Source organism: Agrobacterium sp. CMT1 (assembly GCF_037203725.1).
Lineage (GTDB): Bacteria > Pseudomonadota > Alphaproteobacteria > Rhizobiales > Rhizobiaceae > Agrobacterium > Agrobacterium pusense.
Map to the genome: position 1 here is coordinate 287,821 of NZ_JBBCAR010000002.1, position 19,639 is coordinate 307,459.

Below are 19,639 nucleotides of genomic sequence, written 5' to 3' on the forward strand. Positions count from 1 at the left end.
TCATTTCCCGACGATCTTCAAACGGTCATCCGGCATCTGCCGGGTGGCTGTTTTGTTGGGGGAGACCAGTTTCCAAACCTGCCGTTCCCGCCAGTCGACCGGGCTCATGCCGGTGACGCGGCGAAATTCCCGGTTGAAGTTGGACTTGGTTTGAAAGCCGGAAGAAAACATGATCGATGTCACCGATTGATCCGTCTCCTCCAGCAACCGGCAGGCTTCGCGGATGCGCAGCTGGTTGACATATTGCGAGACGTTGACGCCAAGCGAACGATTGATCGCACCCGAAATCTGCCGGCTCGGCAGGCCGAGGCGTTTTGCTAGGCGCGACAGGTTGAGATTTTCGTCGCGGTAGAGCGCCTGCGACGTCATCAGGCGATCGAGGCCCGCAACAATCTCGCGGTCCTGTTGTGTTGGTTCCGAAGGAGGCGGCACCTCTGCCGGCGGCTCCGCGGCCGCTTGCGACGCCTTGCTTTTCCCGGCCATGGCCGCCATCAGCCCGATCAGCAACAGGCCGAAAAGATTGGCGTTGCTGACGAGCGCCGCGACGTTCTCGCCATGTGCCCATTCGAAATCGAGAAACACCAGAAGATCGAACATCGCGGAAACGCACAGCGCCGCAGCAGCGATGATCAGCGCCTTGTGTGCCGAAGCGACGCTCGCAAATTGCGCCTCGTCCAGCCCATCAGGCCCTTTTCTTCCGAGCAGCAGCAGGGCGGTGGCATGGCCAACGAAGAGGGCAATCAGGCCAAGATCGATAGCGACCGGGAATGTGAATTCCAGAAGAATGATCAGCAGAGGGGACAGGACGAGGCTTGCCAGCATGGCTCTTCTGCTTTCCGGCCCCACCTTCATCAGGCCACGAAAGGCAATGTACACAAGTGGTGGCAGGCAGGCGGCCAAAACCGGCAGCACGTACCGAACCAGGCTCACCCCATATCCCCAGCGCAGGCCGACGAGCACAGACTGCAAGGCGCAAAGGGCGATAAGCGCCAAAAATACGCGGTTTGTCCGCACATCGTCTCCGCTTCGAAAGAAGACGATGAACATGACCACCAACAACAGCGCCACGACGAAAGGCAGGGGAATGAAAAGCACGATAACCATCCCGGAGCGAAACCTTGTCGCACTTCATGGACCAGATCGCGTTTCGGTACGACCTTTAACGCGATCAAGGACGCAAAAAATACGTGGCGGCGCAGATTGAGCCCCGTTCTTCCCAGAAACACGAGGTTTTCATGCGCCCTGTCACCACCATAGCGACCATGTTATTTTCCGCTTTCGTCACTCAACCGGTTTTTGCGGCGGACGCCGTCGGCATCAGCGAAACTACCGTCCATTCGCCAGCTCGCGGCAAAGACCTCGCTCTCACCGTCTGGTATCCATCTGACGGAAAGGGCACACAGGCGCCTTCCGGCGAGGACCGAATTTTTCAGGGCACGCCCGTGTTCAAGGATGGTGCGGTGAAAACGGGCCGCTTGCCGCTCGTGCTTCTGTCCCACGGCTCGGGTTCAAGAGTGTCCGGCATGGCATGGATCGCCGCGAAGCTTGCGAGCGAGGGTTTCATCGTCGCCGGCACCAACCATCCCGGCACCACCAGCGGCGATTCCACGCCCGCCGATACGCCGAAAATCTGGGAGCGAACAGACGATCTCTCAACGATCATTACGGTCATGACGGCAGAAGGCAAGTGGTCGAATGCGATCGACACGAAGAGGATCGGCGTTCTCGGCTTCTCGCTGGGCGGCAGCGCGGCGATGGAGATTGCGGGTGCGCGCGCCGATCTCGATGCCTATGCCCGCTATTGCGAGGACTATTCTTCGATGATGGATTGCCAGTGGTTCGCCGGCGGCCGGGGTTACCTCAATGGCGAGCCGGTCAGCGTTCCGAAGCTGGATATCAAAACCCTCGACAAGGCCCATTTCGAGCAGCAGAACCGCGATCCCCGCATCCGTTCCGCCGTGCTGGTTGATCCCGGCCTGGCGCTGGCTTTCAAACCGGAGAGCCTGAAAGCGATCGATATTCCGCTGACCTTCATCAATCTCGGCAGCAAAGGTAAAATTCCGCCGGCCGTGCTTGCGGATAAACTCGCAGACGACGTGCCCGGCGCGACCTATCTGCGGGTGGACGACGCCAACCATTTCAGCTTCCTGCCCCTCTGCAAACCGGATGCCGATGCATTTCTCAAATCCATCGGCGAGCGTGATCCGATCTGCGAACCGGCCGGACCACGAGACCGCGCGGATATTCACGCACAATTGGAGACGATGATCCTTACAGCTTTCAACCGCACGCTGAAGCCGGGCCAGTGAGGCCGCAGTCTCAAAGGCCTAGCCGATCCGCTTATAGAACAGGGTCGTGCTGCAAAAGCGTCCATCCGGAAACAGGGCGTAATCCGGAATGACGCCGACCCGTTCCCAGCCGAGACGGGGATAAATCGCCTCTGCATCGCTGCCAGTTGCCGTATCCAGAACCAGAAGGGTACGGCCACGTTTTGCCGCTTCCTCCTCCACCCTTTGCATGAGCTTGCGGGCGACGCCAAGGCCTCGGGCGGATGGGTGCACGAGAAGTTTCATCAGATCGCCGCGATGTGGCTGGTTGGGTTTGGAGGCGAGCCCCACCTGCACGGTGCCGACTACCTTGCCATCCACTTCCGCTACCACATGAATAGTCGCACCCTGACCTGCCGCTTCAGCCACGGATCGCCAAAAGGGTTCGGCATCCTGCGGGGAAAAGGGCAACATGAAGCCGACGGAGGCGCCGCCGTTCACGCAGGCGGCTAGGACTTCGCAGAGTTCTGGCAGGGCATCGATGGTCTCTTGCCCGTTCAACATGCGGATGATGGTCATAAAAACTCCTGTGGGGAAATCAGCGCTGTCTTTGATCCAGCACAACGGCATAACGGGCAGGTTTTTCGGAAGGATTGTGGAAGACGTGCCCTTCTCCGACCGGCATGAAAAGGCAATCGCCCGGCTCCAGCCGGTGAACGTTTCCGCCGTTCGTCATTTCCAGCACGCCTTCGAAAAGCCAGACATATTGCGTCATGCCCCGGCTTGCCGCATGCGGCGGAAAACCGACGCGCGCGCCGGCTGGAAATTCGACTTCGACAATATCAACATCCGATCCTACACGCGGCGGGGAAATGGCGCGGCGGACATAGCCTGTCTCGGGATCTTTCCAGAGCTGCTGGTCGCGCTTTCTCACCAGCGGAGAAACGGTTTCCTCATTTTCGGCGAAGAAACCGGAGAGCGACAGGCCAAATGCCGCGCAGATGCGAGCGAGCAGCGACGCGGTGGGGCTCGCCTCTCCCCTTTCAATACGGGAAATCATGGCGCGGCTGACGCCCGATTCGGATGCAAGCCTGTCCAGCGTCAGGCCGCTTTCAGCCCGCAACGTTTTGATACGCTCGCCGATCGAGCGTTCGAGAATGTGATCTTCGTTTTCCATCATATGAGAATTTCACTCTCACATGATGGAGTCAATATCCTTCATAGTGGAAATTGTCATTTTGCCGTCGGGTGCTTCACGGCAAATAGGCGTCAGGCGCCAACCTGGGCAATCCAGTCATTCAGATTATAGTAGTTCGTTACTCGACTAACCTTTCCATCTTTCAGATCAAAAAAGGCGCCGGCCGGCAGCACATATGTCTGACCGTTCGCCTCGGGCAACCCTTCGTCAGTCTTGAGATATTCGCCATTGACAATGAATTCGGCGGACGCGCGCTTTCCATCCTCGCTCGCCATGATCACCATATCGGTAAGGTTTTCCTTATAGCAGCGGTTCATATGATCCATGAAGGACGCAAAGGCGGCCTTGCCGGTCTGGCGCTCGCCCTGATTAATGTCATGCACCACCTCATCGTGAAGCAGCGCCAGGAAGGCATCCATATCCTGGCGGTTGAAGGCATCGTAATAGGCGCGGATGGTCTCGGCAGCGGTCATCGTCTTCTCCGTTCATGCTTGCGCGGGTGTTCCATGACGGTATAACCAGTGCAACCGAGAGTGAAAATGCCCATGACCGTCGAAATCAAGTCTCTTTCCGGCATTGACGCCACACCTTATTTCGATGACCTCGCGCGCCTGCGGATCGAGGTGTTTCGCGCCTTTCCGTATCTCTATGACGGCTCGCTGGAGTATGAGCGCAAATATCTTGCGACCTATGCCGATACGGACGGGGCGATCTTCGTGCTGGCGCTCGATGACGGCAGAGTGGTCGGCATGTCCACCGGCATGCCGATGGCCGCCGAAACCGACGAGGTGAAAACGCCATTCGTGGAAGCAGGCTACGATCCGGACCGGGTATTCTACTTCGGTGAAAGCGTGCTGCTTCCCGGCTATCGCGGCCACGGCGTCGGCGTGCGCTTCTTCGAGGAGCGGGAGGCACATGCAAAGCGGCTCGGCTTCAACCAGTGCACCTTCTGCGCTGTCGAGCGGCCTGCCGACCATCCCCGCCGGCCGACGGATTACGTGCCGCTCAATGCCTTCTGGGAAAAGCGCGGTTATCGCCACCACCCCGAGCTGCATACAAGCTTCATCTGGCAGGACCTCGACGAAAGCACCGAGAGCCCCAAACCCCTGTCATTCTGGATGAAGACCATCCTTGCCGGAGATGGAGACACATGACACGCCTCGCCGCCAGCCAATATGCCATCGAGCTGATCGAGACATGGGAGGCCTATACCGCCCATCTGTCCGCCGTTGTCCGCGAGGCCAAGAGCGAGGGCGCAGAACTGCTGCTGCTGCCGGAATATTCGGCTATGACGCTGACCGGTCAGTTGCCACCCGACATCCGTTCTGATCTGCACCGTTCCATCGAAGAGATACAGCCGATGATCCCCTCCTGGGTAGAGCTATGCGAGGAGCTGGCGCGGCAACATCAAATTCTGTTCCAGCCCGGCAGCGCGCCTGTGAAGGACCCGGACGGCAAATTCCGCAATCGCGCGTGGCTTTTCGGTCCGGATGGCCTGATCGGTTATCAGGACAAGCAGATCATGACCCGCTTCGAACGGGAGCAATGGAACATCCATGCCGGCGTCGAGGGCCTTAAAGCGTTTAATACGCAGATCGGCAGGCTGGGCATTCTCATCTGTTACGACAACGAGTTCCCGATGCTTGGCCGCAGGCTGGCGGAACTCGGCGTCGAACTGGTCCTCGCGCCCAGTTGCACCGATACCCTCGCGGGTGCCTATCGGGTCCGCATCGGCGCGCAGGCGCGGGCGCTGGAAAACCAGTATGCCGTCCTGTCATCGCCCACCGCCGGGGAAGCGCCATGGTCCCCGGCCGTCGATGAAAATCGTGGTCGCGCTGCCCTTTACGTGCCGTCGGACTACGGCATGCCAGCATCCGGCATCGTCGCGGAAAGCGAAAGTGATGCGGTGACGCAAAGCAGCCTTTTGATCGCCGATATCGATCTTGCCGCAGTGGCAAGGCTGCGCACCGAAGGACAGGTGGCCACCCGCCGTGACTGGCCGGAGCAATTTGCGATCTGAAAAGCCGATTTTAAAAGGCTTTTAACCAAATTCCCGCTTTGCGGCATGACAAGCCCCTGCTATAGCGCGGAACATGAGCACAAATTCGACCCGCACGCCCCTGGACCATATCCGCAACTTTTCGATCGTTGCCCACATCGATCACGGCAAATCGACGCTGGCCGACCGGTTGATCCAGTCGACAGGCGGCCTCGCCGAACGCGACATGTCGGAACAGGTCCTCGATTCGATGGATATCGAGCGCGAGCGCGGCATCACGATCAAGGCTCAGACCGTGCGCCTGCATTACAAGGCGAATAACGGCGAGACCTATGTGCTTAATCTTATCGACACGCCCGGCCACGTCGACTTTGCCTATGAAGTCTCCCGCTCGCTTTCGGCCTGCGAAGGTTCGCTGCTGGTGGTCGACGCTTCGCAGGGCGTGGAAGCCCAGACGCTCGCCAATGTCTATCAGGCAATCGACAATAATCATGAGCTGGTCACGGTTCTTAACAAGATCGACCTGCCGGCGGCCGAACCCGACCGCATCAAGGAACAGATCGAGGAAGTCATTGGCATCGACGCTTCCGACGCCGTGATGATTTCCGCCAAGACAGGTCTTGGCATTCCCGATGTTCTGGAAGCCATCGTCCACCGCCTGCCGCCGCCGAAGAGCGATGTCGGCGAAAACGGGCCGCTGAAAGCGCTGCTTGTTGACAGCTGGTACGACACCTATCTCGGCGTCATGGTTCTGGTGCGCGTCATCGATGGCGTGCTCAGCAAGGGCCAGCAGATCCGCATGATGGGCTCGGGCGCGAAATACGGCATCGAGCGCGTCGGTGTCCTGACCCCGAAGATGGTCAATGTCGATAGCCTCGGCCCCGGCGAGATCGGCTTCATCACCGCCTCGATCAAGGAGGTGGCCGATACACGCGTTGGCGATACCATCACCGACGACAAGCGCCCGACGGCGCAGGCCCTGCCCGGCTTTAAACCCGCGCAGCCCGTGGTGTTCTGCGGCCTCTTCCCGGTCGATGCGGCCGACTTCGAAGATTTGCGCGCGGCGGTGGGCAAGCTTCGCCTTAACGACGCCTCCTTCTCCTTCGAAATGGAATCGTCTGCCGCTCTCGGCTTCGGTTTCCGCTGCGGCTTCCTGGGCCTGCTCCATCTCGAAATCATTCAGGAACGCCTCGAGCGCGAATTCAATCTCGATCTCGTCGCGACAGCGCCTTCGGTCGTTTATGAAATGACGCTGACGGATGGCACGGAAAAGGAACTTCACAACCCGGCCGACATGCCCGACGTGGTGAAGATCAAGGAAATCCGAGAGCCCTGGATCAAGGCGACGATCATGACGCCGGATGAATATCTCGGCGGCATCCTGAAACTCTGTCAGGACCGGCGTGGCCTGCAGACCGAGCTGACCTATGTCGGCAACCGCGCGATGATCACCTATGAATTGCCGCTCAACGAAGTGGTGTTCGATTTCTACGACCGTCTGAAATCGATCTCCAAGGGTTATGCCTCGTTCGACTACAACATCATCGACTATCGCGAAGGCGATCTCGTCAAGATGTCGATCCTCGTCAATGGCGATCCCGTCGATGCGCTCTCCATGCTGGTGCACCGCTCTGCGGCCGACCGGCGCGGGCGCGGCATGTGCGAAAAGCTGAAGGAACTCATTCCGCCGCACATGTTCCAGATCCCGATCCAGGCCGCCATCGGCGGCAAGGTCATCGCCCGCGAAACCGTGCGCGCGTTGCGCAAGGATGTAACGGCGAAGTGCTACGGCGGCGACGCCACACGCAAGCGCAAACTTCTGGACAAGCAGAAGGAAGGCAAAAAGCGCATGCGCCAGTTCGGCAAGGTGGAAATTCCGCAGGAAGCCTTTATCGCCGCTCTGAAGATGAACGACGAATAAGCGGCGAAGTACCGCGATTGCTTTTGAAAGGGAGGCTTACGGCCTCCCTTTTCCTTTCAAAAACACCGTTCTCAGGCGTGCAGCTTCGCGCCTTTTGTAATCTTGTCGACGATTTTCTTATCGGCTCTAAGCGCCATTCCGACAACCTTTGCGGTTTCCGGAGAAAATTCCGAGAAGGCCTGACGGTTCGCCGCGTCGTGTCCGGTGGAGAACATTTCCTCGATATAAAGCGATGTCGTGACATCACGCTCAAGAGAACGCTGATGGATTTTGCGCAACGCCTCCTGATCCGCGGCCATCACGACAATCGGCTGGACAGACAGAGGATTGTAGACGTTCCCCGCCCTGTCGCGGTATGGTTCCCCGATGATCTCTCCGGTCTGGGCTACGATCCCGGACATGAGAAATGCGGTGACGTTCAATTTTTGCCAAACGGCAAGGTCGTCACGAAGGACGACGGCGATCTTGGTATCAAACATGCGAACTCAATCTGGCTGTGGTTACGAACGAGAAGCAATCCTACAGCCTCTGCATGCCACCGATCTTGAACGTTCGTGCAAATTCGAGGGCATCGTGCAGGCCCCCGCGAGCGACGGTTTCGAGCGCATAGAAGCGCGCTTTCACGGTAATGCTTACGCGCCGCACCGGCATGATACCTATGCGCTGGGCGTTACGCTCTCAGGCGTTCAGACCTTTTCCTATCGTGGCGCATCGCATTTCAGCATGCCCGGAAATGTGATCGTGCTGCATCCCGACGAAGTTCACGATGGCGGCGCCGGCACGGATGAGGGCCTGCGCTACCGCATGCTTTACCTTCCGCCTGAAAAGATGATGCAGGCAGGACATAAGTCGCTGCCTTTTTCCAAACATCCCGTTATCGAGGACGAGGCCTTTCGCCTATGCCTGATCGAAGTGCTTGCCAACCTCGAAAGCGAGCCGGACAATCTACTTGTGACAGACTGGCAGGCGCGACTTGCGGATCTGCTCTGCAAACATTCGAATGAAAGAACTGGGAATATCAAGCGAGTTGACAGGGCCGCCGTCTTGCGGTGCAGGAATTACCTGCTGGAGAACAGCGCCGCAACCGTGGGATCGGAAGAGCTGGAAGAGATAAGCGGGCTCGACCGCTTTACGCTTTTTCGGCATTTCCGTTTCCTGCTCGGAACGAGCCCGCACCGTTATCTCATCATGCGGCGGTTGGAAAAATGCAAGGAGATGATGCGGGCCGGTGGCAGCCTTGCGGAAACAGCCTTCGCCTGCGGGTTCGCGGATCAGGCACATTTCACGCGGCATTTCAAAAATGCCTTCGGCATGCCACCGGGGCGCTGGCTCAACCTCGTTTCACACTGATCATTGCGGAAACAGGATCGACCGATGCGCCGCCGCACCGGCCATTGCGCCGTCGCCAACCGAAAGGGCGACAGAGCCGGCAGCCCTTGCCACATCGCCGCAGGCAAATATGCCGGCTATGGTGGTCTGTTTCATCGGATCGGTAACGACGGTCGATCCCATCGGTCCCTCCTCGATGGCGCAGCCAAGTTTTTTTACCCAGTCTGAGGCGATACGCAATTTCGGCTGGGTGAAAAGGCCCGCCAGCGTAATATTGCGCCCATCCACCAGAGCGATATCCGCATGTCCGGCGATTTCCCGGATATGCGTTTTTTCCACATGGACCCCGCGAGCAGACAGAAGCGCATCCTGATCAGCATCCGGCTCGAAGACGCCATTGGTAAAGAAGGTCGTCTCCCCCCAGTCCGGGAGCATCAGTGCATGATGTATGGCCAGAGGTGAAGCCGCGATAACGCCGATCTTTCCGTGATCCAGTTCGTAGCCATGGCAATATGGGCAGTGGAAAACAGAGGACCCCCAGCGGTCCTTCAGCCCGACTATATCCGGAAGTTCGTCGGTGACGCCCATGGCGAGAATGAGACGGGCGCCGCTTTCACGGCGGCCGCCATCGATTTTAACCTCAAAGTCACCAAAAGTCCCTTCCGCATCCGTTACCCTGCCCCGCGCCCACTCGATCGTCGGGTAGCGCTCGATCTGGCTGCGCGCCTCGCTCACGATCTCGCCGGGCGCCTTGCCGTCCTGCCCAAGGAAACCATGAGAGTGGCTGGCAAAGCGATTTCGTCTTTCGCCTGCGTCCACCACGAGAACCCGCTTCCTTGCGCGGCCCAGCTGCAGGGCGGCGGATAACCCGGCGTAACTGCCGCCAATTATGATCACGTCGAATTTCATGATGCACCCATGGTTTGAGACCGACCGTAACCCCGGTCCATATCATGTCACTTATATTGTTACATGAAAGATCGAGTCAATGGTCATGCAACTTATATTGTTACATCAGTCGGAGGGTGATAAGCGTGAATGCAAACAGGCGGGCTTCAACAATGAGACACGACACGCGACTTTCCCGGGTGCTGCATATTCTGATCCATATGGAAAAACATGAGGGCGCGGCGACTTCGGAAAGTATCGCAGCCATGTTGCAGACTAACCCCGTGGTGGTGCGCAGGACGATGGCGGGCCTGCGCGAGCAGGGATATGTTTCTTCCGAAAAAGGACATGGCGGAGGATGGGTTCTGGCGCGCCCACTCAATGAGATTACATTACTCGATATCTACAGAGCGCTTGGCGCACCCGACCTGTTCTCTATCGGTCTGGCAGGTGACAATCCGGATTGTGTTATTGAACAGGCAGTCAATGCTGCACTTTTCGAGGCCATGACCGAGGCGGAGAGCATTTTGTTATCCCGCTTCGGGAATATTACGCTTTCGGCGCTGGCGGCAGAATCGATCACCCGCTGGTCAAAAGTCTCCAATCATCCTTCCGCCATGGACCAGCTCTGAGCGAGTAAACCAGCGATTGTGCAAACGAAAAAACCGCCTGCTCGGAAGCAGGCGGCTTCATCATGTCCAGTCAGCCATTAAGGCTGGGTCTGGGTTCCACCCGTGTTCGGACTTGCCGGGGCGGCGTTATTTGCCGGCGGCGTTGCCGGGGTAGTCGGTGCCATCGGTGCCGGCGCCTGGTCCGTCGCAGCGGGCGGCGTAGTGGACGACGTCGTGGCCGGATCGGTGGTCGGGCCGCTCATCTGCGACCAGGCGAAGACGCCCACCAATACGACGACGATGATTGCCAGCCACGGCACCCAGGACGACGAGGTGCGGGCACGCGGTTCGTTGTTGATATTCAGTTCCGGACGAAGATCGCGGTCCGGACGCGGGTTGTTGGGATCGAATGTCATGGTGTTTCCTCCTCTTCATTCTGCCGAGAAAACGACGTTCCCGCGATTTTGTTCCGATCAGCCGCCCCTGCGGTCAGGACGAAGGTGAAACGGCGGCTGACGAAGAGCATCTGCAAGCACGGTCATGACGTGTGGACCACCCATTTGCGACACGTTGAAACGCATGAAACCGGACGCGCTCTGCGAGGAACTGAACACATTCCCCGGTGCGAGCACCAACTGCTGCGCGAGCGCGCGGCGCGCCACATCGGCAGCATCCGCGCCTTCCGGCAGGCGGCACCATAAAAACATGCCCGCCTGCGGTTCGATCCACGGCACGCATCCAAGTGAGACGAGGCGCGCCGCCGCCTCCGGCATCGCCGCCGCAAGCCGCAGACGAAGCGCCTCGACATGTTTGCGATAACTGCCATCCGTCAGAAGCGACAGGACCAGCGCGGCTGAGAAATGCGCTCCGCCAAAAGCGGTGGCGATCTTGAGGTCGGTCAACGCTTCCACCCACGCCAGGGGCGCTGCTATGAAACCGCAGCGCACGGAAGCCGACAGTGTTTTTGAAAAACTACCGATCTGGACAACGCGGTTCAGGCCGTCGAAAGCCGCCAGACGCGGGGCGGCCTGAGTTTCGAAATCGGCGAAAATATCATCCTCAATGATGGTCAGTCCCGACTGTTCGGCCAACATCAACAAACGGTGGGCATGAACGGCGGAGAGCCGCGCGCCAGTGGGATTATGGATCGCGGAATTGGTGATATAGAGCCGTGGCCGGTGCTCTTTCAGCGCCTGCTCGAAAATCGGCAGATCCGGCCCTGTAGGTGTATAGGGCACGCCAATGGCCCTGACGCGGTGCGCGCGCAAAAGGGCGTGGAAATTGAAATAACATGGATCATCGACGATTACCGTATCTCCAGGCTGCAGCAAAAAGCGGCACAGGAGATCGATTGCCTGGGTACCGGAATCGGTCAGCATGATCTGGCTGGCCCCGGCCTGAACCCCGTGATCGGCCAGCCTGCGCGACAGGAGCTGCCGCAGCGGCAGAAGCCCCATCGGGCTCGCATAATCCGTCAGCAGGGCGGCATCCGCGCGCGCAAGCCCCCTGATCGCCCGCCGCATTGCCTCTTCCGGCATCCAGGACGCGGGAAGCCAGCCGCAACCGGGCTTGGCAAGGACGGACCCTTCATCCAGCGCCTGGCGGGATACCCATAGCGGGTCCACCGCCCTGTCCAGCCGGGGCTCGATATCGGCGAGAGACAGAGGCGCAAGCGGACCGGCTACAAAAAATCCGGAGCCCGGCCGCGAGCTTATCGTGCCATCGGCCACCAGCCGGTCATAGGCTTCGACAACAGTGGAGGTGGAAACCTGCATGGCTTTCGCCAGCCCGCGCACCGAAGGCAGGCGCGCGCCTGGAACGAGGCTGCGCGAAGCAATGCGCTGGCGAATGCTCGCCATGACCTTTTCTATGCGCGTACCGGGCTCGATCTGCGCGAGGGTTGAAAGCCGCCCGTCCACAACTCTCTCCATCCGTACTGGAACATCAACCATAACAGTTTCTTTAAATTGTACATGACTGTCGCTGTTGCCGCCAGCAGTTCCGGAGGAAGAAGGACAAAATGCAGGAGATGACGATGGACAAGGCGACAAGCGGCTGGCTCAACGGTCTGACGGGCGTGGTGATATTTAGCGGCTCGCTGCCCGCCACGCGCGTTGCGGTGACGGGTTTTGATCCCGTGTTCCTGACTGTGGCCCGCGCCAGCATTGCGGGTCTATTGGCGGTGGTGCTGCTGCTTGTTTTCAGGCAAAAGCGCCCGGCGCGCCATGATCTGACATCGCTCTTCATCGTCTCGCTTGGGGTTGTCGTGGGCTTTCCGCTGTTGACGGCGCTTGCCCTCCGGCACGTTACCTCGGCGCATTCCATTGTTTTTGTCGGGCTGTTGCCGCTGGCCACCGCAATCTTTGCGGTTCTGCGCGGAGGAGAGCGCCCGCGCCCGGCCTTCTGGCTGTTTTCCTGCTTGGGCAGCGCCCTGGTGGCGGGCTTTTCGATGTGGAATTCATTTTCGACCGGGCTTGAGGCCTCGCTTGCCGGTGATCTCCTGATGCTCGGCGCAATCATCGTCTGCGGACTTGGTTATGCAGAGGGTGCCGCCCTTTCCCGCAGACTGGGGGGCTGGCAGGTCATTTCCTGGGCGCTGGTTCTCTCCCTGCCGGTGATGCTGCCGCTCGCGTTTTTCACAGGGCCGCAAACGCTTGCCGGCATCGATCCCCAGGCTTGGGGCGGCCTTGCCTATGTTTCCCTGTTCAGCATGCTGATCGGCTTCATCTTCTGGTATCGCGGCCTGGCGCAGGGCGGCATTGCGGCAGTCGGACAATTGCAGCTGCTGCAGCCGTTCTTCGGCCTCGCGCTTGCCGCAACCCTGCTGCACGAAGAGGTAAGCCCTGCCATGATTGCCGTTACGCTGGTTGTGGTGCTGTGCGTCGCGGGCGCCAGAAGATTCGCGCGCTGACACGGGCGATCCTTCAGCTGGAACGGCGATCCACCCAGCGGTGCCACGCATCTTCGCTGCCGTTGAAGACATTGAGATCGATGCGGCCATCGACGCCATGTGACAGGCCCGAGCCGGAATATTGCCAGAACAGCCATTTGCGACCGGGATAGACCACCGATGGGTGCTGGGCGACGGCGCGCAGCCAGAAAGGATAGTCCTGGAACTCGCCGGTCAGGTTATCCTTGTAAAAATCCGGCGCGGTATAAATGATTGGCCGCTGCCCGTAATGGCGCTCGAGCTTGTTCATGAAGACGCGCATCTTTTCCAGAACGCGCTCACGGGAATGGCGCATCTTGCAGCTCGACTCGCCGTTATATTCCACATCGATCACCGGTGGCAGCGCGTCGGGATCGCGTGGCACGTTGCGAATGAACCAGTCTGCCTGTTCGCTGGCCGAACGGCACCAGTAGAAGAAGTGATAGGCGCCACGGCGGATGCCCGCGGCCTTTGCACCCTGCCAGTTGGTGCGGAACATCGGATCAAGGTGATCGCCGCCATCCGTGGCCTTGATGAAGGCGAAGTTGGCCCCGCGGGTGCGCAGCAACGGCCAATCGATATTGGCCTGCCAGCGCGACACATCCACGCCGTGCACCTGGAAATGCCGCGGCTGAACCCGGCCGAAATTGATCGGTTTCGCATCGCTGAAGCTGGAACGGAAAATGCGCGAGCGGATCTGCGCACCGGCGCTCGCCGCCGGAGCCGCCGCCATGGCCAATTGGACCGGGCGCTCCATCGGCCGTTCGGCCGGCCGTATCATCCCGGCCTGCGGCGGGACCGGCAAACGGATTTCAGGCGCATCCTGCGGCAGCGACGCCCTCGGCGTGACGGCGGAAAAAGCCTTGGGCTCTTCCGGCACCGGCCCACCCCAGGCCAGTACTTCCTGCCGCGGTTGAGCGGTTATCGGCTGCGAGCCGACGCTTGCCTGCGGCACCGGCGCTGATGGCGTGACAGAACTCGTGGTTTCCTTCGACGGCAAGCCAGCAACCAGGCTTTCCGGACCGGAACTGGACGTGCAGCCGCCAAGCAGAAGGCAACCGAAAAGAAGTGCTGGCACAGCCGATGAACGCATGAGAACCCGTACGCAAAACAAATCGGGGACGCACTGGCGCCACCCGGAGACCTCGAAATACAAATGCTAACGGAAGATTATCAAAAAAGACTGAATCTTATCTTTACGCCGGCACCCACCAATGCGCCTTCGTTTCTGGCAGGTAAATTGCATTCCGGTTCTCATTGTACGACTCAGGCCGTCATGGTGCTGAGATCAACGGTATCGGCGCCGGGGGAATTTCTCTTGATCGACTCGATCGCGTGAATGGCCGAGGCCTTGGCCTTATAGCCTTCAGAGACAAACATCGTCTCGCCGTTCGAAGCCTTGAAGCGAAAGCGAAATTCTCCGACTTTGTCTTGATAGATCTCGAATTTGTACATGGGCTTTGCGGCTCCTTCGCGCTGAAAAATGAACTCCACGCAATTCTGGTCTGGCACCATGATATTCGCAACAGAAAATCCGTCAGATGAGCCGCACCCAGGCACGGGCAATCTCCAGACCCGCTGCATCCGCCATCCCTGCGCGCAGGTCGCGATGATCGGGATATTGTGCCAGCCAGCCGGGCGCCATTTTTTCGATGGAAGCGGGAAAGGCCTCGCACCAGCCGTCAACGACTGCGGCGGAGGCCTCGAAATGGAACTGTGTGCCATAGACCGCCCGTCCGAGGCGAAAGGCCTGATTCCGTGTCGCGGCATTGGTCGCAAGCCGGGTGGCACCGGGTGGTAGTGTAAATGTATCGCAGTGCCATTGAAAAATCGGAAAAGCTCTATCCAGCCCGGCCAAAAGCGGATCGGATATGCCCTCTTCCGTGAGGGACACCTTTTGCCAGCCGAATTCCGGTGGACCGGAAAGAATATTATCGCCACCATAAGCGCGGGCCAGCAGCTGGCTGCCGAGGCAAACACCCATGACTGCCCTGCCCGCATCGCCAAAGGTTTTCATCAAACGCGCAAGCTCTGGAAGATAGGGATAGAGGGCATCGTCGAGTGCGTTCTGCTCCCCGCCCAGAACGATAAGGGCATCATGACCGCCCGCATCTTTCGGAAGCGGTTCCCCCGCATAGGCGCGAATGACGCGTACCTCCGCATTTGCCTCCGCCAATGCCACGCCGAGTTGTCCATGCGGCGTGCCCGCCATGTTTTCGATAATTGCGACGCGCATGCGACCTCTTGATGATAACAGATGATTCAGCCGGCGGGTTTCGCCGATCGAATCCAAGCTTCATCATGATGAAACGGGATTTTCAAGAGGTACGGCAGCAGTGGCGTGGCACAGCATGGGCCCTGCCACTGGATATTAGAATTCCCGCGAGAGCTTCGCGTCGACCGAATGCCGGTTGCCGCCCCGAATCGCGAAGAACAGGAAAATCGCCGCCCAGAGAATCGATTTTTCCGCACCGCCCAGACCTTCCGCCTTCACCACACCATGGAACCAGACCGTTACCAGAAGGACGATCATGGCGGCGAAGGATGCCGGCCGCGTGAAAAGGCCGATGGCGATGAAAATACCGCCGAAGAATTCCGTTGCCGCCAGCAGCGGCGACCAGAAGACGCCCGGGTAAAAACCGAGGCTCTCCACCATGCCGACCGCCCCGAAGGGATTGAGAATCTTGCCGAACCCATGGGTAACCAGCAGAAGTCCCGCCGTGACACGCAAAATGGTCTCCACCACATCGTGTGTCCCGTTATAAAGCGGTGCAACGGCGGGAACGAACAGACGCTGACGATGATTGTCGAACTGGGCCATAGGATATCTCTGTTTGAGCATTCGATTGACTTATCTGTTCGCAAAGCCCCGTGATAAGAACAAGCATGTGCCGGGTAAAAACATGAGGGTTAAAGTTAACATTATCGTGACTCGGCCGCGAAGGAGACGTGATGATGACCGACACCAAACCGCGCATAACGATACGCTACTGCACCCAGTGCAACTGGTTGCTGCGGGCTGGATGGATGGCGCAGGAGATCCTGCAAACCTTCGCCTTGGATATCGGCGAAGTGAGCCTTGTCCCCTCGACCGGCGGCGTGTTCGAGATCGGGGTGGACGGTACCATTATATGGGAACGTAAACGTGACGGCGGTTTTCCCGGTCCAAAAGAGCTCAAACAGAGAATCCGCGACATCATCGACCCGGACCGAGACCTCGGTCATGTCGACAGGACGAAGCACGAAGGCCTCGACACCTGACCCGGCGACGGGTTTCAACAGCACCAGACAAGTTTTTTCCCTTTAAAATCAATGACCGTCATAAAAGTTCAAAAAGCCTGTTGACACCGGGCGGCTGCCCTCGTACATCGCTCCCGTCGCCCAGATGGCGGAATTGGTAGACGCGCCAGCTTCAGGTGCTGGTACTCGCAAGGGTGTGGAGGTTCGAGTCCTCTTCTGGGCACCATTCCATTTGGAGAAACGTAGTTTTCTCAATAGTTTCAAGGCTTAGTCAGTCCTTCCGGTACACAACGAGGTACACGGAAGGTCCACATGGGTCTCACACTGAAACACATAGTCTCCACTAAAGCAGGTACATTCCACTACCGTAGACGCATCCCCAAGGATGCTGCGGAAGTGATAGGCAAGAGAGAATTTAAGCGACTTCTCGGTCAGACCGAGCGGGAAGCCCTGCGGAACTATCCCAAGGTCAATGCCGAATTTGAGAGAGTAGTCGAGGACGCGCGGAAAGCGGCGCGCTCTGTTACTGATCTAACTCCCCTTGAAATCCATCGTTTGGCAAAACGAAGGGCTTCCGAACTGGAGGCATTGAAGGTCTACATAGGTAGCCGTGAATTGACCGGAGCCGATCCCGAAGCCGCTGACTTGATTCGGGACAGCGTTTTGTCAAAAGGGGTGCCTGATCCTGTCGAACGTCAGGCGGTGAATTTGATGGCAAACAAGGGCCGCATTCCCCGTCCCTCACCGACATTAGCAGACGCTAAACGACTCTATCTGCACGAGAGAATCACAGGCGATATAAACGAGAAGCAGAAGGCCCTGCGGTTGGAGCGCGTCATGGGCTATCTCGCACATGCAATCGAGAGTGACAGACCTCTTGACCGCCTCACTCGTGAGGATGCCCGCGAAGTGAGAGACCATATGCTCCGTGATCTCGATATGAAGCCGTCAACTGTGCGCCGATACGTGAATGACATCCGGGCTGTGATCGGCTTCGGCATTACAGAGTTCGGCTTACGAGACGCCTTGAACCCATTCCAAAGACTGGAGATCAGACTCCAGACGGTCGCGAGAGAGGAACGCTCTCCAATCCCGGGCAAAACTTTAAACGCCATCCGAACCCGTCTTGAGGCTCATGCAGGGGCCGATCTGTGGCAGATATGGCGGATACTGGAGGGAACCGGTTGCCGTCTCGGTGAGGTAACTGGGCTTTTAGTAAGCGACGTGAAGCTTGAGGCTCCGGTGCCGTATCTCGATCTTGTCCACCACGCCCACAGACGCCTCAAGACAGCAGGATCGGTGCGTAGAGTCCCCTTGGTCGGAGAAGCGTTGGAAGCCGCCAAGGAAGCCGTCACGGCTGCTGGAAACGGGACAGTATTGTTCCCCAGATATGGCAAGGTCCGGGGCGCTGACGTTGCCTCCGCCAGCCTGATGAAACATATTCGGTCAGTGACCCAAGATACTAAGATTGTGGTCCACTCTCTCCGGCACACTATGAAAGACCGTATGATCAGTGCGCGTGTTCCCGATAGCGATCAGGACCTCGTTCTTGGACATTCTCGCGGAGGCATGGGTGAACGATACGGCGGAGCCGATACGCGGCTGGAAGTGGCGCTTAAGGCAGTGAAGGTAGCCCTAGACTTGGCGGCAAATATTCGTGTGAGGACCTCGTGAATTAGTAGCATCTTACGCAAGATTGTGATTTCATTGGAATACAACCCTGTTGAGAACATAGGGTATATTCTGACGGGGCAGTGTAATGAAAAATGATCGGCGGGCGTTTTATATTTATGACCTCGAATTGGCGGCGAGGAAAGACGGAGCTAAAGTTCCATCCTTTGACGAGACCTACAAAATTTGGGAGAAAATGTGGAAAAACGAACGTGTCTATCCACTAAACAATGATAAAGCGACGCTCCTAATCGGCGATATCGTCCGCGATGATCAAGAAAACTGCATTACTATTTTGCTCCGTCTCTCAGACACTGCGGCACCCAACAGCGTTTATTCAGACCCATCTAATGGGGAGTATGTTGAGCATGTGAAGCAGGGAAAAATCGGCGCGGATTTCGCTTGTCATGTAATTATCTCGACTAAGATGGAGAAGGCGCAGCCGAACGTCTATACCTGTGCGATCGAGCGAGTACCGGGCATATCGGCGGGACTGGTTCAGCGCATACTGAGCAAGATGCTGAACTACGAATACAATGAGAACGCCGATTTCTATAAGTATCCCCACCCCGGCGGGGGCTTGAACAAGGATAATGAACCTCGAATGGAGCGCTGTTGTCCGCATATTGAGTTGCGCGGGCGCCCCTCTGCATCAATGATCAAAGACATAAACAACGGGCGCTTAACCGGGATCAGCCTCATTCGAAGTGAAGCGGTCACACCGATTGCCGGTGCCTCTTTCCTACGAAAATCAGAAACAGAACTGAAACTGGATATCGACTTCAAGAATTTGCCAATGCAGGTTTGGGGTTCCATCGAACGTGCGTTGAAAGCGAACTCAGGCGATTTCGGGACTGCTAAAGTTTCTTACCAGCGGCCCGGAAGTAAAAGGTTCGTCACTGTCGAACTGAATTCCACCACCGGGCATCCATTAAGCGATTTATATGTGGAGAGCTTCGAAATCGGCTCTATTTTTCCACCACTAGCCCATTCATCGAAGACGGTAGTGACGAGATTGACGGACCCGGCTGTAGTACAGTTTAAATCTTATAGGGCAATCTAAATGCTTAGGGAACTTCTGTATGAGCTAACGAGAGGGTTTGCTTATCGCAATATAAGCCACCCTGACATGCGGAAGTACACGACTTGGCTACCTCTCCTTATATATACAGCTTGCATTGCATTTTACTTTGGTCTGGGCTTAGACTTTAAATGGCTAGGGACGAACGGCGTTTTTAATGGCTTGCAGACGATCTTATCGACGCTCCCAGGGTTCTATTTCGCTGGGCTTGCTGCGGTTGCTACGTTCGGAGGGCGAGGTATGGACACAACAATGCCTGAACCCACTCCATCGATCAGCATTCTTGTTCGTGGAAAATTTGTCCCTCACGATCTAAGTCGTCGTCAATTTCTGTCTTATCTTTTCTCGTACCTTGTAGTCTTGTCGTTTTTGCTTTGTCTTTCAATCTTGGGAATCAACGCGCTCGCCCCTACATTACCGAGCTTCGTATCCTTTATGGAAGCCATGCAATACGGACCTTGGCTTCTATCTATAATAAAATTCTGCTTGGGCTCTGCCTTGCTAT

General features: G+C 57.8%; 22 protein-coding genes and 1 tRNA gene. 11 read left to right on the forward strand and 12 right to left on the reverse strand.

Going from position 1 to position 19,639, the window contains the following annotated elements:
- Entirely contained in the window at positions 1 to 1,095 is a 1,095-nt protein-coding gene (locus WA845_RS04085) for a helix-turn-helix domain-containing protein (RefSeq protein WP_162719258.1), read from the reverse strand.
- 140 nt (positions 1,096 to 1,235) lie between these two features.
- Between WA845_RS04085 and WA845_RS04090 the strand changes: the two genes are divergently transcribed.
- Positions 1,236 to 2,309 carry a poly(ethylene terephthalate) hydrolase family protein gene (locus WA845_RS04090; protein WP_112556168.1) on the forward strand — a complete coding sequence of 358 codons (1,074 nt, stop codon included), beginning with the start codon at positions 1,236 to 1,238 and terminating at the stop codon, positions 2,307 to 2,309.
- An 18-nt stretch (positions 2,310 to 2,327) separates the two neighbouring features.
- Here the strand turns inward: WA845_RS04090 and WA845_RS04095 are convergent, their stop codons facing one another.
- From WA845_RS04095 to WA845_RS04105, 3 genes are all read right to left on the reverse strand, one after another.
- Positions 2,328 to 2,846, reverse strand: a complete 519-nt coding sequence (locus tag WA845_RS04095) for a GNAT family N-acetyltransferase (RefSeq protein ID WP_022555450.1) — start codon at positions 2,844 to 2,846, stop codon at positions 2,328 to 2,330.
- 19 nt (positions 2,847 to 2,865) lie between these two features.
- Positions 2,866 to 3,447, reverse strand: a complete 582-nt coding sequence (locus tag WA845_RS04100; protein WP_112556021.1) for a helix-turn-helix domain-containing protein — start codon at positions 3,445 to 3,447, stop codon at positions 2,866 to 2,868.
- An 89-nt stretch (positions 3,448 to 3,536) separates the two neighbouring features.
- Positions 3,537 to 3,938 (reverse strand): ketosteroid isomerase-related protein, encoded by a 402-nt coding sequence (locus tag WA845_RS04105; protein WP_004439334.1) that lies wholly within the window; start codon positions 3,936 to 3,938, stop codon positions 3,537 to 3,539.
- A gap of 72 nt (positions 3,939 to 4,010) precedes the next feature.
- Between WA845_RS04105 and WA845_RS04110 the strand changes: the two genes are divergently transcribed.
- From WA845_RS04110 to lepA, 3 genes are all read left to right on the forward strand, one after another.
- Entirely contained in the window at positions 4,011 to 4,619 is a 609-nt protein-coding gene (locus WA845_RS04110; RefSeq protein WP_162719259.1) for a GNAT family N-acetyltransferase, read from the forward strand.
- On the forward strand, positions 4,616 to 5,485 hold the full coding sequence (locus WA845_RS04115) for a carbon-nitrogen hydrolase family protein (protein WP_035206605.1): 870 nt from the start codon (positions 4,616 to 4,618) through the stop codon (positions 5,483 to 5,485). Before WA845_RS04110 ends, WA845_RS04115 begins: the two co-directional genes overlap by 4 nt.
- Before the next feature lie 73 nt (positions 5,486 to 5,558).
- Positions 5,559 to 7,385 (forward strand): translation elongation factor 4, encoded by a 1,827-nt coding sequence (gene lepA / locus WA845_RS04120; protein ID WP_004439328.1) that lies wholly within the window; start codon positions 5,559 to 5,561, stop codon positions 7,383 to 7,385.
- Positions 7,386 to 7,456: 71 nt separating this feature from the next.
- On the opposite strand, the gene WA845_RS04125 is transcribed toward lepA, so the two are convergent.
- Positions 7,457 to 7,864 carry a DUF2000 family protein gene (locus WA845_RS04125; RefSeq protein WP_112556025.1) on the reverse strand — a complete coding sequence of 136 codons (408 nt, stop codon included), beginning with the start codon at positions 7,862 to 7,864 and terminating at the stop codon, positions 7,457 to 7,459.
- A 94-nt stretch (positions 7,865 to 7,958) separates the two neighbouring features.
- On the opposite strand from WA845_RS04125, the gene WA845_RS04130 reads away from it, so the two are divergent.
- Positions 7,959 to 8,735, forward strand: a complete 777-nt coding sequence (locus tag WA845_RS04130) for an AraC family transcriptional regulator (RefSeq protein ID WP_037089616.1) — start codon at positions 7,959 to 7,961, stop codon at positions 8,733 to 8,735.
- On the opposite strand, the gene WA845_RS04135 is transcribed toward WA845_RS04130, so the two are convergent.
- Positions 8,736 to 9,623, reverse strand: a complete 888-nt coding sequence (locus tag WA845_RS04135) for an FAD-dependent oxidoreductase (RefSeq protein ID WP_112556027.1) — start codon at positions 9,621 to 9,623, stop codon at positions 8,736 to 8,738.
- 152 nt (positions 9,624 to 9,775) lie between these two features.
- Here WA845_RS04135 and WA845_RS04140 point away from each other — a divergent pair, with 152 nt between their 5' ends.
- A complete protein-coding gene (locus WA845_RS04140; RefSeq protein ID WP_072493836.1) occupies positions 9,776 to 10,234 on the forward strand; it encodes an Rrf2 family transcriptional regulator in 459 nt (152 codons plus the stop codon).
- Between the two features lie 77 nt (positions 10,235 to 10,311).
- Here WA845_RS04140 and WA845_RS04145 read toward each other — a convergent pair whose 3' ends face one another.
- Positions 10,312 to 10,629 carry a hypothetical protein gene (locus tag WA845_RS04145; RefSeq protein WP_004439319.1) on the reverse strand — a complete coding sequence of 106 codons (318 nt, stop codon included), beginning with the start codon at positions 10,627 to 10,629 and terminating at the stop codon, positions 10,312 to 10,314.
- A gap of 57 nt (positions 10,630 to 10,686) precedes the next feature.
- Complete coding sequence (locus WA845_RS04150) at positions 10,687 to 12,144, reverse strand: aminotransferase class I/II-fold pyridoxal phosphate-dependent enzyme (RefSeq protein WP_112556028.1); 1,458 nt, start codon at positions 12,142 to 12,144, stop codon at positions 10,687 to 10,689.
- A gap of 104 nt (positions 12,145 to 12,248) precedes the next feature.
- Between WA845_RS04150 and WA845_RS04155 the strand changes: the two genes are divergently transcribed.
- The gene (locus WA845_RS04155; protein WP_112556172.1) at positions 12,249 to 13,124 is read left to right on the forward strand and encodes an EamA family transporter; all 876 of its coding nucleotides are present in this window, start codon (positions 12,249 to 12,251) and stop codon (positions 13,122 to 13,124) included.
- Positions 13,125 to 13,137: 13 nt separating this feature from the next.
- Here the strand turns inward: WA845_RS04155 and WA845_RS04160 are convergent, their stop codons facing one another.
- From WA845_RS04160 to WA845_RS04175, 4 genes are all read right to left on the reverse strand, one after another.
- Positions 13,138 to 14,235, reverse strand: coding sequence for a glycoside hydrolase family 25 protein (locus WA845_RS04160; RefSeq protein WP_060942483.1), 1,098 nt, complete (start codon positions 14,233 to 14,235; stop codon positions 13,138 to 13,140).
- A 173-nt stretch (positions 14,236 to 14,408) separates the two neighbouring features.
- Positions 14,409 to 14,597: a DUF1508 domain-containing protein gene (locus WA845_RS04165; RefSeq protein WP_112556174.1), complete on the reverse strand. Its 189-nt coding sequence runs from the start codon at positions 14,595 to 14,597 to the stop codon at positions 14,409 to 14,411.
- An 82-nt stretch (positions 14,598 to 14,679) separates the two neighbouring features.
- Positions 14,680 to 15,378 carry a type 1 glutamine amidotransferase gene (locus tag WA845_RS04170; RefSeq protein WP_035206801.1) on the reverse strand — a complete coding sequence of 233 codons (699 nt, stop codon included), beginning with the start codon at positions 15,376 to 15,378 and terminating at the stop codon, positions 14,680 to 14,682.
- A 135-nt stretch (positions 15,379 to 15,513) separates the two neighbouring features.
- Positions 15,514 to 15,963: a DoxX family protein gene (locus WA845_RS04175; RefSeq protein ID WP_022555435.1), complete on the reverse strand. Its 450-nt coding sequence runs from the start codon at positions 15,961 to 15,963 to the stop codon at positions 15,514 to 15,516.
- 134 nt (positions 15,964 to 16,097) lie between these two features.
- Between WA845_RS04175 and WA845_RS04180 the strand changes: the two genes are divergently transcribed.
- The 4 genes from WA845_RS04180 (at position 16,098) to WA845_RS04195 (ending at position 19,116) form a co-directional block, all read left to right on the forward strand.
- Positions 16,098 to 16,403, forward strand: a complete 306-nt coding sequence (locus tag WA845_RS04180; RefSeq protein ID WP_037089622.1) for a SelT/SelW/SelH family protein — start codon at positions 16,098 to 16,100, stop codon at positions 16,401 to 16,403.
- Between the two features lie 118 nt (positions 16,404 to 16,521).
- Positions 16,522 to 16,608: transfer RNA gene (locus tag WA845_RS04185), tRNA-Leu, on the forward strand.
- Positions 16,609 to 16,694: 86 nt separating this feature from the next.
- A complete protein-coding gene (locus WA845_RS04190; protein ID WP_337322196.1) occupies positions 16,695 to 18,056 on the forward strand; it encodes a site-specific integrase in 1,362 nt (453 codons plus the stop codon).
- Positions 18,057 to 18,141: 85 nt separating this feature from the next.
- Positions 18,142 to 19,116 (forward strand): hypothetical protein, encoded by a 975-nt coding sequence (locus tag WA845_RS04195; RefSeq protein WP_337322197.1) that lies wholly within the window; start codon positions 18,142 to 18,144, stop codon positions 19,114 to 19,116.
- The last annotated feature ends 523 nt before the right edge of the window (positions 19,117 to 19,639 follow it).

What these genes read in the sequence shown, in the direction of transcription:
- WA845_RS04090 (WP_112556168.1), top strand. Translation starts at nt 1,236, where the DNA reads ATGCGCCCTGTCACCACCATAGCGACCATGTTATTTTCCGCTTTCGTC.
- WA845_RS04095 (WP_022555450.1), bottom strand. Translation starts at nt 2,846, where the DNA reads ATGACCATCATCCGCATGTTGAACGGGCAAGAGACCATCGATGCCCTG.
- WA845_RS04100 (WP_112556021.1), bottom strand. Translation starts at nt 3,447, where the DNA reads ATGATGGAAAACGAAGATCACATTCTCGAACGCTCGATCGGCGAGCGT.
- WA845_RS04105 (WP_004439334.1), bottom strand. Translation starts at nt 3,938, where the DNA reads ATGACCGCTGCCGAGACCATCCGCGCCTATTACGATGCCTTCAACCGC.
- WA845_RS04110 (WP_162719259.1), top strand. Translation starts at nt 4,011, where the DNA reads ATGACCGTCGAAATCAAGTCTCTTTCCGGCATTGACGCCACACCTTAT.
- WA845_RS04115 (WP_035206605.1), top strand. Translation starts at nt 4,616, where the DNA reads ATGACACGCCTCGCCGCCAGCCAATATGCCATCGAGCTGATCGAGACA.
- lepA (WP_004439328.1), top strand. Translation starts at nt 5,559, where the DNA reads ATGAGCACAAATTCGACCCGCACGCCCCTGGACCATATCCGCAACTTT.
- WA845_RS04125 (WP_112556025.1), bottom strand. Translation starts at nt 7,864, where the DNA reads ATGTTTGATACCAAGATCGCCGTCGTCCTTCGTGACGACCTTGCCGTT.
- WA845_RS04135 (WP_112556027.1), bottom strand. Translation starts at nt 9,623, where the DNA reads ATGAAATTCGACGTGATCATAATTGGCGGCAGTTACGCCGGGTTATCC.
- WA845_RS04140 (WP_072493836.1), top strand. Translation starts at nt 9,776, where the DNA reads ATGAGACACGACACGCGACTTTCCCGGGTGCTGCATATTCTGATCCAT.
- WA845_RS04145 (WP_004439319.1), bottom strand. Translation starts at nt 10,629, where the DNA reads ATGACATTCGATCCCAACAACCCGCGTCCGGACCGCGATCTTCGTCCG.
- WA845_RS04150 (WP_112556028.1), bottom strand. Translation starts at nt 12,144, where the DNA reads ATGGAGAGAGTTGTGGACGGGCGGCTTTCAACCCTCGCGCAGATCGAG.
- WA845_RS04155 (WP_112556172.1), top strand. Translation starts at nt 12,249, where the DNA reads ATGGACAAGGCGACAAGCGGCTGGCTCAACGGTCTGACGGGCGTGGTG.
- WA845_RS04160 (WP_060942483.1), bottom strand. Translation starts at nt 14,235, where the DNA reads ATGCGTTCATCGGCTGTGCCAGCACTTCTTTTCGGTTGCCTTCTGCTT.
- WA845_RS04165 (WP_112556174.1), bottom strand. Translation starts at nt 14,597, where the DNA reads ATGTACAAATTCGAGATCTATCAAGACAAAGTCGGAGAATTTCGCTTT.
- WA845_RS04170 (WP_035206801.1), bottom strand. Translation starts at nt 15,378, where the DNA reads ATGCGCGTCGCAATTATCGAAAACATGGCGGGCACGCCGCATGGACAA.
- WA845_RS04175 (WP_022555435.1), bottom strand. Translation starts at nt 15,963, where the DNA reads ATGGCCCAGTTCGACAATCATCGTCAGCGTCTGTTCGTTCCCGCCGTT.
- WA845_RS04180 (WP_037089622.1), top strand. Translation starts at nt 16,098, where the DNA reads ATGACCGACACCAAACCGCGCATAACGATACGCTACTGCACCCAGTGC.
- WA845_RS04190 (WP_337322196.1), top strand. Translation starts at nt 16,695, where the DNA reads ATGGGTCTCACACTGAAACACATAGTCTCCACTAAAGCAGGTACATTC.
- WA845_RS04195 (WP_337322197.1), top strand. Translation starts at nt 18,142, where the DNA reads ATGAAAAATGATCGGCGGGCGTTTTATATTTATGACCTCGAATTGGCG.